Raw genomic sequence first — 12,051 nt, 5'->3', positions numbered from 1 at the left:
GTTTTATTTCTCGTTGTCTTTTTTGAATTCAAACCAACAACTGATTTAGGGGCTATAATTTTCTAAGTTGCCCACTAAGTTTAATTACTCAGCGTCTTTTGACTGTTTCTCTAAACGCTTTTCCCAAAACGAGGCGTTTTTAATCCCTAATTTAACTGGGTCAAATGTGATTTTTCCGCCTTTTTTCTTCTGATCCTCATAATCGCTCAAACATAACAAAGCTGGCTTAGCTACAAAGAAAATAGCTAAAATACCCAATATGTTAATCCAAGCCATTAAGCCAACGCCAATATCTCCAATAGTCCAGATATAACCTGAATTATTAACCATACCGTATGCAACCATGAACATAATCACAAATTTCACAAGGACAAGCGGGATATTGCCTTTAAAGTAACGATTTAAGTAAGCAATATTTGTCTCTGCAATGAAGTAATAAGCAAGTATTGTGGTAAAGGCAAAGAAGAATAATGCAATACCGACAAATGCTTGTCCAAAGCTGCCAAATACACTAAATAAAGCCATTTGAGTAAAGGCTGCTGAGCCTACTTCAGTCGCTGCATCGACATTTTGTACAATAAACTGTCCTGCTGGTAAATCACCCACAACATTATATTGCTGCGTTATTAAAATCATTAATGCTGTTGCAGTACACACAAAAATGGTATCAACATAAACCGAAAAAGCTTGTACTAAACCCTGTTGAGCTGGGTGATCAACCTCTGCAGCAGCTGCAGCATGAGGCCCACTACCTTGGCCAGCTTCATTAGAATATATACCACGCTTTACGCCCCAACCAATAGCGGCACCAAAACCAGCCTGTGCAGTAAATGCATCACTAATAATTAAATAGAATATATCAGCTACTTTATCTAAATTTAAAAATACCACGATTAATGCCAGTACTATGTAACCCAGTGCCATAAATGGCACTACTACTTGTGTAAAGTTTGCAATACGCTTTATACCGCCAAAAATAATAAACGCTAAAACAATAAGGATGATTGCTAAAGCGACTAACTTAAAGCTACCTACGTCACCAAAGCTAGTAGTAACCATGTTGCCACTGCCAAACACTTGGGTAAACGCATTACCTACTGCATTTGCTTGCACACCAGGTAGAAAAACACCACAGGCAATAATCGCCGAAACAGCAAATAAAACAGCTAGCCACTTTTGCCCTAAACAACGGTCAAAATAGTACGCTGGGCCACCACGGTATTGCCCATCTTCCTCTGTTTTATAAATTTGGCCTAAAGTAGACTCTGCGTATGCAGTGCTTGCACCTAAAAATGCAACAACCCACATCCAAAAAATTGCGCCTGGCCCACCAAAGCCGATAGCGGCAGCAACGCCAGCGATATTACCCACGCCTACTCGTCCAGACAACGATACTGCAAGGGCTTGAAAAGATGAGATACCTTTATCAGACGTGTTAGGACTAAATAATAACTTACACATTTCTTTAAAATGTCTAACTTGAGCAAATCGAGTTAATACTGAATAAAACAAGCCTGCGCCTAGGCATAAATAGATGAGTGCATTACTCCAAACAACATCATTAACAGCACTTACAAAAGCTTCCATGGATATCCTCTATAGTTATATTTATTATTTTTAATTACGAGACTCTGCTTTAGCTACTCCGCTACATAAGCTTTACGAAATGAGGTTTTACCTCTCCCGTCCCGACTCATGATTTAATTAATCTTAACTTAAGTAACCTAACTTTGTTAACACTTAATTTTCAAAATATATAATTACACGCTTGGCGAAAGGCACTACATCTGTAGTATTTAAATGAAAGTAGATTGATTTGTACCGATACGGTGATGATACGCAGCGAAGAAGCGTTGAAAACGTTTTAAGAATAAAGCTGCTATATGATTATTATTTTTTTATACAAGAGGTTTTATTAAAAGCAAAAAGGGTATCAAAACTATTGATACCCTTTTAGATAAACGTTTTATCTTAAATCATCAACAACATTCACAATAGCCGCTAATGTATCTTGACCAAATTGATACGAACGACGATCTGACCAGCCGTAATCTGGATCCGGTAAAGCGTTGTTATCTTTAAATGGCATTTCAATTGTGTACGTTAATGCTTTGAATTCTTCAGCCGTAGCTGATGAACCTACCGTTAGGTTAGCTTGACCTGGCTCATCTTTTGGATAGCCATGCTCATCTTGAAACTCAGGTGTAATAGTTAAAAGCGCAGCTTTAAAGCTATCTTCTAAACCTTTTAAGCGTTCATCGTAACTTGGAATACCTTCACTGCCTGCCACAAAGTTATATGGGATAGCTTCATCGCCGTGTATGTCTAAGTGCATATCTAAGCCAGCTTCGCGCATTTTATTAAGCACTAAGTAAACCTCAGGGCTATTTTCCATGCTTGGTGTTTGCCATTCACGGTTTAAGTTAACACCTTTAGCGTTAGTACGAAGATGTCCGCGTGCGCTACCGTCTGGATTCATATTAGGCACAACGTAAAAAACTGCTTTTGATAGAAGCGCAGCTGCATGTGGGTCTTCGTCATCAAGAAGTTTGTGCAGTAGACCTTCAACATACCACTGCGCCATTGTTTCACCTGGGTGTTGACGTGCTGTGATCCAAATGGTTTTCTTGTCTTCACTTGGCTCACCAATTTTAAGCACACTCATATCGCGGCCATCGAGTGTTTCACCAAGCGTTATTAATTGGCAAGCGCCTTGGCTTTGTGCCCAAGATAATAAATCTAAATGGCGGTCGTAACTGTATGGCGCAAAGTAAGCAAAATATACGCTGCCGCACTCTGGTTCAATTTCAAAGCTTAATGTGCCATTTTCATAGCTTGATGGTACACGAAACCATGTTTGGCGGTCATATGATGCAACGGCTTGGTACCCTTCCCAACCATCTGGGTAAGCTGATTTATCAAGCTCATTAATATTTAACTTATGCAATTGGTAAGGTGTTGTTTCAAGACGAAAGTGAAACCACTGATAAAATTCAGACTGGTGATCTTTATTAATTTCTAATTGAATATTTAAAGGATCGGTGGCTTCAATAACTTTGATATTACCACTATCGAAATTGCTGCTGATTTTCATGAAAAAACCTTTAGGTTGAATAAGTTTATCTGCTTATTAATTCACAGAACTGACATTATTTTATAAATAGTAAAACGAATGTGCATCTTCTTAATTAAAGCCTATCACAAGGCATACGCTTTAAAAATAATACACGACCAAAAAAGCCAGCAACATGCTGGCTTTTAAGTCACTGCAAATAAATTAGCGAGGTAAGCTTGGGAATGACACTTCGGCCATATCGCGCATACAACGAACTACTTGGCAGCTGTAACCAAACTCATTGTCGTACCATACATATAAAACAATACGGTTATCTTCAACAATTGTTGCTTGTGAATCAACAACACCTGCGTAACGGCTACCTACTAAATCGGTAGATACAATTTCCGTTGATGCAGTGTAATCAATTTGATCACGTAAGTCTGAATGAAGTGCTGTGTCGCGTAAAAATGCGTTTAGCTCTTCAACTGATGTGCTTGTTGCTAAGTTAAGATTTAAAATAGCTAGCGACACATTAGGTGTAGGTACGCGGATTGCGTTACCTGTTAACTTGCCTTCAAGCTCTGGTAATGCTTTTGAAACCGCTTTTGCAGCACCTGTTTCAGTAATTACCATATTGAGTGCTGCGGCACGGCCACGGCGCTCTGCTTTGTGGTAGTTATCAATAAGGTTTTGATCGTTCGTGTACGAGTGTACAGTTTCAACATGGCCATTATTGATACCAAACTTATCGTTTAATGCTTTAAGCGTTGGTGTAATTGCATTGGTTGTACAGCTTGCTGCACAAACAATTTTATCTTCAGGTAAAATATCTTTGTTATTAACACCATATACGATGTTTTTGATATTGCCCTTTGCAGGAGCTGTTAATAATACTTTTGCAGCGCCCTTACACTCTAGGTGCTGGCCAAGGCCCGCTTCGTCTTTCCAAATACCAGTGTTATCAACAATTAATGCATTGTCGATACCGTATTGAGTGTAATCAATTTCGCTAGGAGAGTTAGCGTAAATAACTTGAATGTAGCTACCGTTAGCTTTAATTGCATTGCGTTCTTTATCAATCGTGATTGAGCCATTGAATGGACCGTGAATTGAATCACGACGCAGTAAGCTTGCACGCTTTTCAAGATCCCCATCTTTACCACCACGCACAACAATAGCGCGCAAACGTAAATCTGAATATGGACCTGATTTTTCAATTAATAAGCGCGCTAATAAACGACCGATACGACCAAAACCATACAATACTACATCGCGTGGCTCTTTCGCTGGTGAGTCTGTTATTTCTGCAAGTTCATCTTTTACAAACTCTTCTACTGAACGACCTTTTGCGGCTTCAGTGAACAAATAACTATATGCAAGCTTACCAATATCAATACGTGCTGAGTTTAATTCCATTTTGCTGATAGCTTCTAAAAATGGGAAGCTTTCGCGCAAACGTAATTTAGTGCCTTCAAACTGAGCAACGGTTTTGTGAGATTTGATAATATCTATAGTACTGGCATTTACGAGAGGACGGCCATATACAGCGATTTCGATACCACGATTACGGTAAAGCTTACCAATGATTGGTTGCATGCTTTCTGCGTAATCTTGGCGCTCTTGCCAACTATTTGTGTATTCTAACTCGTGAGATGAGGTCATTTTATTTACCTAAGTTTATCATTTTGAACGGATAGCCTTTAAAAATGCACTATATTTTGAGAGTAATGCACTTCAGGCAGGGCTATTCTAATTTAAACTGAAGTTATTCTCTACTGTTAGGCGTTAAATGATTGCGTTAGAATAACAAAGTAAATATTCATTTGGGGTTAAGGAATGCTTAAAAAAGCAAGTGTACTATTGGGTTTGCTAACATTGGCAGGGTGTGAAGAACCGTTAACACTCGCACAAGTGTGCAAAGAAACACCTGGCTTTTGTAGCGACTTAAACAAAGACAGTCACTGCAAGGATGAGCGTTCTGATGTAATTATCAAACGCTACATAGAATACAAAGACCCTACTGATGAAAATAAATACCAATTACTCAAGGACTTTGAATCTTATAACCAATGCATAACTTTGGCCGCTAAAATTGAACATATTAAGTTAAAAGCTAAAAAAACGTCACGTATTGATGGTCAATTAACGAGTATTAAAGAAATGACTCGGTTATATCAAGATACCCAAAATACAAACCACCCAGGTTTGCTCTACTACCAATGGTCACGAAATAACAACCAAAGTGCGTTGACTAAATTATTGGCTATAGAAAATGATAAAAGTGTAACGCAAAGTGCCGAAATGCAATTTTTTTTAGCATCGTACTATATTAAATTTGATGATGAAAAAACCATTGATTTACTTTATAAAACTCTAGAGCTCAATAAAAAAGACAACATACCGAATCCGGAAGTGTATACATCACTTATTAGTCTTTTTTATAAACATGATAAGTTTAAGCACGCATATATATTTTCTAAAGTAGCGCAAATGTCGGGGATTGAAAATATTGATGTATTTGAAATTGAGCAGAAATTAGTCGCAAATGGTAAAAGCTTAGATAGCCTAGATGTACTTGCAGAGCAAACATTTCAGCAAATAATGGCAGGTGATTTTGTATCTCCTCGAGAGTTTTAATTTATAATCGCAAAAATAACCTAATACCAATCTGCTTATGTATGGGGTCTATTTAACGTTAAGGAAATTACGCTAGAACTAGGCAAAAATTTTGTATCTAGTTGTTCTAGATAAAAATATTTTAACGACGTTATAGTGTTATTTAATTCGTTAAATTGATCAAAGATTTATGCAGGTTGGTATAATTTAATAACTAGGTTATTCAGGCAAATAAAAAGGCAGCTTACGCTGCCTTTTTTTATTTTGCTTTGCTTGTGCCCACTTCTACGCGGGTTTTAAGCTTTTGACCTGGTCGAAAAGTCACCACGCGACGTGCCGAAATAGGAATATCTTCGCCTGTTTTCGGGTTGCGGCCTGGTCTTTCTTTTTTGTCTCGAAGATCAAAGTTACCAAATCCAGAGAGCTTAACCTGCTCGCCTTTTTCTAGCGCTGAGCGGATTTCTTCAAAAAACGCTTCAACTAAATCTTTGGCATCTTTTTTATTGATCCCGAGCTTTTCAAATAGGTGTTCAGCTATGTCGGCTTTAGTAAGCGCCATATCTAGTCCCTCAACGATGCATTAAACTGTTCGGCCAATTCGGCCACCACGTTATCAACTACTAGATTGATATCTTTCTCTTCGAGTGTTCTATCAACCGCTTGCAGTGTTAGAGCAATCGCCAAACTCTTATAATTTGGCTCAATACCTTTGCCCTTATACACATCGAATAAGTTTAGGTCAACCAATTGATTTCCGCCAACTTTTTCGATCACGCTTAAAATGTCGCCAGATTTAACGCTGTCTGCCACTAAAATCGCGATGTCGCGGCGATTTGAAGGAAATTTAGACACCCCTTCGGCTTGCGGTAAATTTCTTTTTTCTATTGCTGACATTTCAATTTCAAAAACAAAAGTTGCGTTGTTGATATCTAACGACTTTTGAGCTTGAGGATGTAAAGCACCAAAAAAACCAACCTTTTTACCATCAACATATATTACTGCTGATTGACCAGGGTGAAGCCCATCTGACTGCTCGGCTTTAATTTCAAAGCGAGTAATGTCATTGGTAATTGCAAGTAAGGCTTCAACATCACCTTTTAAATCGTAAAAATCAACATTGCGTTTTTCTTCAACCCAATGTTCACCATTTACAAGACCCGTAATAACACCGCCAATAACCGGTACTTGGTAAACACCATTTTCTGCACTTTCGTCGCTTATAAATTTAAGACCATGTTCGAATAAACGAATACGAGGCTGTTGGCGATTTTGGTTATACGCTACAGACGCTAATAAACCCGGCATTAAACTTACACGCATTGCTGACATTTCAATTGAAATAGGATGCGGTAATACCATTGCTTTACACTCTGGGTGTAAAATAGCTTGTGCTTTAGGGTCTACAAAGCTGTAAGTAATTGCTTCTTGGTAACCACGAGTCACTAACGTATTGCGGAACTTGCTAAGCGCAATAGTTGCTTCGTTATGTGTCGTCATTTTAAGTTTTGCAGTTGGTGCAACATTAGGAATGCTGTTGTAACCGTAAACACGTGCTACTTCTTCAATTAAATCTTCTTCGATGCGAATATCAAAACGGTAGCTTGGTACGTCCGCACTCCAGCTTTCATTTTCTACTTTAACATCAAGACCTAAACGCGTAAGAATGTCTGTTACTTTAGCATCTTCAATATGATGACCAATAACACGGTCTAAACGTGCACGACGAAGACGTACTTCAGTCACTTTTGGTAGTTTATCAGCCGCAACAGCTTCAACTACTGGACCTGCTTGACCACCCACAATTTCAAGAAGAAGTGCTGTTGCACGTTCCATTGCATCGTGTTGTAGAGCAAAATCAACACCGCGCTCATAACGGTGTGAAGCATCAGTGTGTAAACCGTAGCTACGTGCTTGTCCTGCAATTGCTACAGGATTAAAAAATGCGCTTTCAAGTAATATATCAGATGTTTTATCTGTAACACCTGATTGCTCCCCACCAAAAATACCCGCAATTGCAAGTGCTTTATTATGATCGGCTATCACAAGTGTTGTGTCGTTTAATTTAGCGGTATTACCGTCTAATAAAACAAGTTCTTCGCCTGCGTTTGCACTACGAACTTTAATACCACCTTCAATCGCATTTAAATCAAACGCGTGCATTGGGTGACCAAGTTCAAGTAATACATAGTTAGTAACATCAACTACAGGATCGATAGAACGTACGCCACTACGACGTAATTTTTCAACCATCCAAAGTGGTGTTTCAGCATCAAGGTTAATGCCCTTTATCACACGGCCAAGGTAACGAGGACATGCATCTTCGTTAACTAGCTCAATTGATACTTTGTCATCAATTGTTGGCGTAACCGCTGGGATATCTAATACATTTACGTCAATGCTATTTAAAACACCTACTTCACGAGCAAGGCCTTTAATACCTAAACAATCACCACGATTTGGTGTTAAGTCAACATCTATAATATTGTCATCAAGACCTAGGTAGTCACGTAAATCAGTGCCTACTGGTGCATCGCTTGGCAATTCCATAATGCCGTCGCCTTCTTCGCTAATACCTAGCTCAACAAAAGCACATAGCATTCCGTTTGAAGGTTGGCCGCGTAGTTTGGCTTTTTTAATTTTAAAGTCACCAGGAAGTACAGCGCCCACAGTTGCAACAGCAACTTTAATACCTAAACGACAATTTGGTGCACCACACACGATATCAAGTAGCTCATCGCCACCTACGTTAATTTTGGTAACACGAAGTTTATCTGCATCAGGGTGTTGACCACATTCAACCACTTCACCAACAACTACGCCATTAAATTTGGCAGCAGCAGGCTCAACACCATCAACTTCTAAACCAGCCATTGAAAGCTGTTCCGAAAGAGCTTGCGTATCAATAGCAGGATTAACCCACTCTCTTAACCACTTTTCACTAAATTTCATTTTATTGTTTCACTCTTAACGGAACTGGTTCAGGAATTTTAAGTCATTTTCGAAAAATGCACGCAAATCGTTTACGCCATAGCGCAACATAGTTAAACGCTCTACACCCATGCCAAAGGCAAAGCCGGTGTATTTTTCTGGGTCAATGCCCACAGACTTAAGTACATTGGGATGTACCATGCCGCAGCCTAGTACTTCTAACCACTTTCCGTCTTTACCCATAACATCTACTTCAGCTGAAGGTTCTGTAAACGGGAAGAATGAAGGACGGAAACGAATTTCCATATCTTCTTCAAAGAAGTTACGTAAAAAATCATGCAAAATACCTTTTAACTCAGTAAAGCTAACATCGGTATCAACCATTAAACCTTCAACCTGGTGGAACATTGGTGTATGTGTTTGGTCGTAATCGTTACGGTATACACGTCCAGGTGAAATAATGCGCAGTGGTGGCTGCTCAGTTTCCATAGTACGAATTTGCACGCCACTAGTTTGTGTGCGTAGTACTAATTTAGGATTGAAATAAAAGGTATCGTGATCAGCACGTGCTGGATGGTGCTCAGGGATATTTAGCGCATCAAAGTTATGAAAATCGTCTTCGATTTCTGGACCAGATTTAACTTCAAAACCTAACTCACCAAAAAAGCTTTCTATACGCTCAATAGTGCGCGTAACAGGGTGTAAACCGCCGGTAGGCATAACACGCCCAGGCAGAGTTACATCTATAGTTTCAGCAGCTAGCTTTTCTTCAAGTGCTTTACCTGCAAGCAATTCACGCTTTTCGTTAATAGCAGCTTGCACATCCTGTTTAGCTTGGTTTATAACTTGGCCTGCTTCTTTACGTTCTTCAGGTGCTATTTTACCTAACGTTTTAAGTAAGCTAGTGATTTCGCCTTTTTTACCAAGGTAATTAACCCTGATATCTTCTAACTGCGCTATTTCACTGGCACTGGCTACCGCCTCAAGTGCTTGCGCTAATATGTTTTCTAAGTTCATTCGATACCTGATCTTTCACAGAAGGTGATTGCTTAAGAGCGTGTTGGCCTTTCAAGATTGCTTTTCAACTGTGTGGTTGGCTATTAAATAAGGTTAAGCATTGGGCTGTAGTTTCCTACATAAGTCATGCAATAACCCTAAATAAAGACCAAACACGTGTTGTTCGAAGTGTTTATCTTGAAGGCTATTTTCTTTGTTGTTCGGGTTTTGCATATAAAAACTATGCTAATGTCCTCACGACGCGATTAAAGCACCCTTAAGTTAAACAAATTCCAATCAGGAAAGGTAAACACGCTCTGATAATAGCTTATGATAACTGAAAGCAGGGTCTAGATTCTAGACCTACTACAGCTTTAACGTTGATTTTATAAAAGGAATAGTTAATTTTCGCTGTGCAGCCATAGATGCATGATCTAATTTGTCGAGTACATCTAATAAAGCTCGCATATCACGGCTTAAACGGGTTAATAAAAAGCGTGCACACTCATCACTTAATTCAAGGCCGCGCATGTGAGCGCGCTTAACAAGTGCTTGTGCTTTATCGTCATCACTCATAGAACGAATTTGAAAGGTTGTTCCCCACGTTAAACGAGACTCTAAATCAGGCAGAGATATATTGAGCATGCTCGGAAGTAAATCAGCAGTTACTACTAGCATTTTACCGGGTTCGTTAAACCGGTTAAAAAAGTTAAATAGTGCTTTTTCCCACGCATCATTCCCTGCAACTAAATGCACATCATCAATACATAGAACATCAAGCGCCTCTAACCCGTCTAATACCATAGGTCCAAAGTCAATTACTTCGCGCATAGACAGCAACATATTAGATAAGCCACGCTCTTGTGCTTTTATGCAGGTTGCATATAAAAGATGAGACTTGCCCGAATCACCTAAACCACATAGGTATGTATACTGAAACGTTTTTGCTAATTTGGAAAAGCTATCTTTTAGGTGATTAACCTCCAAAGAGTCTTCTCCCCCAAAATACGATGCAAATGTTTCGTCATCCGGTAAAGTAACCGGTAGTGCCATTTGCATCGGCTCAGACATTAGCATTATGGTGTTACCCATTGATACTCTAAGCTATTTTTATCAACAACATGATAAAATGCGCGTGGATCCTCATAATCTTTAAATGAAGAGTCTAGCCCTAACCCTTTTTTAAGATCACTCAAGTTACCAGTATGATTTAATTTAAATTCAACAAATTCCGGTGTTTTACGAACGATTTTGACTTGCGTAACAACACTTATGCTCAATAATCTTCGTTTCGCTAATTCTATATCAACAAAACTTTGTGTGCCTTTTAGCGTGAGCGTAGCAGTTGCTTGTTCATAATAAGCATTTGGGTCAATTGCATACTCGCTTGCAAGGCCTCGAGCTAAGGTGTCAATCATCTGGCTAACTATTTGCTGCTTATCGCCCGTTAATCTATTTGAATCAAATTGATCATCATTAGTAAAACGCCAATCTAAAATCCAATTTTCGCTATCAGCTTCTTTATACATTCTTGCTGTAATACTTCGCTCAGCACTGTAGCGTCTAGAGGCCTCTTCTACTGGTTCAGAAAAGTTACCCCATACCTCAGGAATACCTACTAGACGTCGATCTTGTAAATCAAGTAATGGAACAACGACAGGTAAACCACGACGCCCTGCTTTGTCATAAATTAACTGCTCTAACTGCGGGTAACTTTCTTGTGTTACTAATTCTCTGCGCCAATTGTCTTCAATACCTAACCATATTGCGACTAATGGACGTTGTACTCCCCATAAAGGTAAGTTTAACTCTTTGATTAGCGCGTTGATCTTTCGAGCTTCAAATTTAACAACGAGTTTCAATTGTCCATTTGCTCTCTCGTCATATTCAAACTTAAGCATATAATCAGAAATATCTTTAGTACGTTGCTGCGCTAACTTATTTTGATCCGCAGTTTCATCACCGCTTACTTTCACTAAAACATTAAGCAAAGCTTTTCGACTCGCAGCTAATCGAGTATCTCGTGTTTTGTCATCCACTTTTAAAATATCTTGATATAGATCAGTTACTTCAACTGCCGACACAGAAAAACAAAATAAAATGGATATGGCGCTAATTAATAATCTATACACAGGCTGTTAGTTCTTGGTTTTAAACTGATTTGATCCTAAATCAAAGACAGTAACAAAGCAAAATTAAATTTGTTATCTAAGGAAATGAGAGTAATTAGCTTTTATAAAAAATAAAAAAGATTAAATTAACTTCAGGAGTCGCTAAGCTCACCCGACCTACGTGATGGTGTTGATGTGAATGTGTGTTAATTGCGCATATTTCACTTTTCTGCAGACGTAAAAAAGCCCGACTATTTCTAGTCGGGCTCTCTACAATTTGAAGCCTGGTAATGTCCTACTTTCACATAGCAAATGCTACACTATCATCGGCGCTGTTTCGTT

At 38.9% G+C, this 12,051-nt stretch carries 9 protein-coding genes; 1 reads left to right on the top strand and 8 read right to left on the bottom strand.

Annotated elements, in window-relative coordinates; genetic code table 11:
• Positions 1–84 precede the first annotated feature (84 nt).
• From H5092_RS17525 to H5092_RS17515, 3 genes are all read right to left on the bottom strand, one after another.
• Positions 85–1,587 carry a sodium:alanine symporter family protein gene (locus H5092_RS17525; RefSeq protein WP_002960681.1) on the bottom strand — a complete coding sequence of 501 codons (1,503 nt, stop codon included), beginning with the start codon at positions 1,585–1,587 and terminating at the stop codon, positions 85–87.
• Between the two features lie 379 nt (positions 1,588–1,966).
• Positions 1,967–3,094: a carboxypeptidase family protein gene (locus tag H5092_RS17520; RefSeq protein WP_182734247.1), complete on the bottom strand. Its 1,128-nt coding sequence runs from the start codon at positions 3,092–3,094 to the stop codon at positions 1,967–1,969.
• A gap of 183 nt (positions 3,095–3,277) precedes the next feature.
• Positions 3,278–4,720, bottom strand: coding sequence for a glyceraldehyde-3-phosphate dehydrogenase (locus H5092_RS17515; protein ID WP_002960684.1), 1,443 nt, complete (start codon positions 4,718–4,720; stop codon positions 3,278–3,280).
• Positions 4,721–4,894: 174 nt separating this feature from the next.
• Here H5092_RS17515 and H5092_RS17510 point away from each other — a divergent pair, with 174 nt between their 5' ends.
• Complete coding sequence (locus H5092_RS17510) at positions 4,895–5,695, top strand: DUF2989 domain-containing protein (protein WP_024596170.1); 801 nt, start codon at positions 4,895–4,897, stop codon at positions 5,693–5,695.
• A gap of 238 nt (positions 5,696–5,933) precedes the next feature.
• On the opposite strand, the gene ihfA is transcribed toward H5092_RS17510, so the two are convergent.
• From ihfA to H5092_RS17485, 5 genes are all read right to left on the bottom strand, one after another.
• On the bottom strand, positions 5,934–6,233 hold the full coding sequence (gene ihfA, locus H5092_RS17505) for an integration host factor subunit alpha (RefSeq protein ID WP_002960690.1): 300 nt from the start codon (positions 6,231–6,233) through the stop codon (positions 5,934–5,936).
• A 2-nt stretch (positions 6,234–6,235) separates the two neighbouring features.
• Positions 6,236–8,623 carry a phenylalanine--tRNA ligase subunit beta gene (pheT, locus tag H5092_RS17500; protein WP_002960691.1) on the bottom strand — a complete coding sequence of 796 codons (2,388 nt, stop codon included), beginning with the start codon at positions 8,621–8,623 and terminating at the stop codon, positions 6,236–6,238.
• A gap of 15 nt (positions 8,624–8,638) precedes the next feature.
• Positions 8,639–9,619: a phenylalanine--tRNA ligase subunit alpha gene (gene pheS, locus H5092_RS17495; RefSeq protein WP_182734245.1), complete on the bottom strand. Its 981-nt coding sequence runs from the start codon at positions 9,617–9,619 to the stop codon at positions 8,639–8,641.
• A 345-nt stretch (positions 9,620–9,964) separates the two neighbouring features.
• The gene (hda, locus tag H5092_RS17490; RefSeq protein ID WP_002960693.1) at positions 9,965–10,675 is read right to left on the bottom strand and encodes a DnaA regulatory inactivator Hda; all 711 of its coding nucleotides are present in this window, start codon (positions 10,673–10,675) and stop codon (positions 9,965–9,967) included.
• The gene (locus tag H5092_RS17485) at positions 10,675–11,730 is read right to left on the bottom strand and encodes a DUF2066 domain-containing protein (RefSeq protein WP_182696243.1); all 1,056 of its coding nucleotides are present in this window, start codon (positions 11,728–11,730) and stop codon (positions 10,675–10,677) included. The genes hda and H5092_RS17485 overlap by 1 nt, the downstream gene beginning before the upstream one ends.
• Positions 11,731–12,051 lie beyond the last annotated feature (321 nt).

Source organism: Pseudoalteromonas sp. SR41-7 (assembly GCF_014163935.1).
Classification (GTDB): Bacteria; Pseudomonadota; Gammaproteobacteria; order Enterobacterales; family Alteromonadaceae; genus Pseudoalteromonas; species Pseudoalteromonas distincta.
The sequence above is the reverse complement of the archived record's forward strand: the minus strand, read 5'-3'. Positions and strand labels throughout refer to the sequence as shown.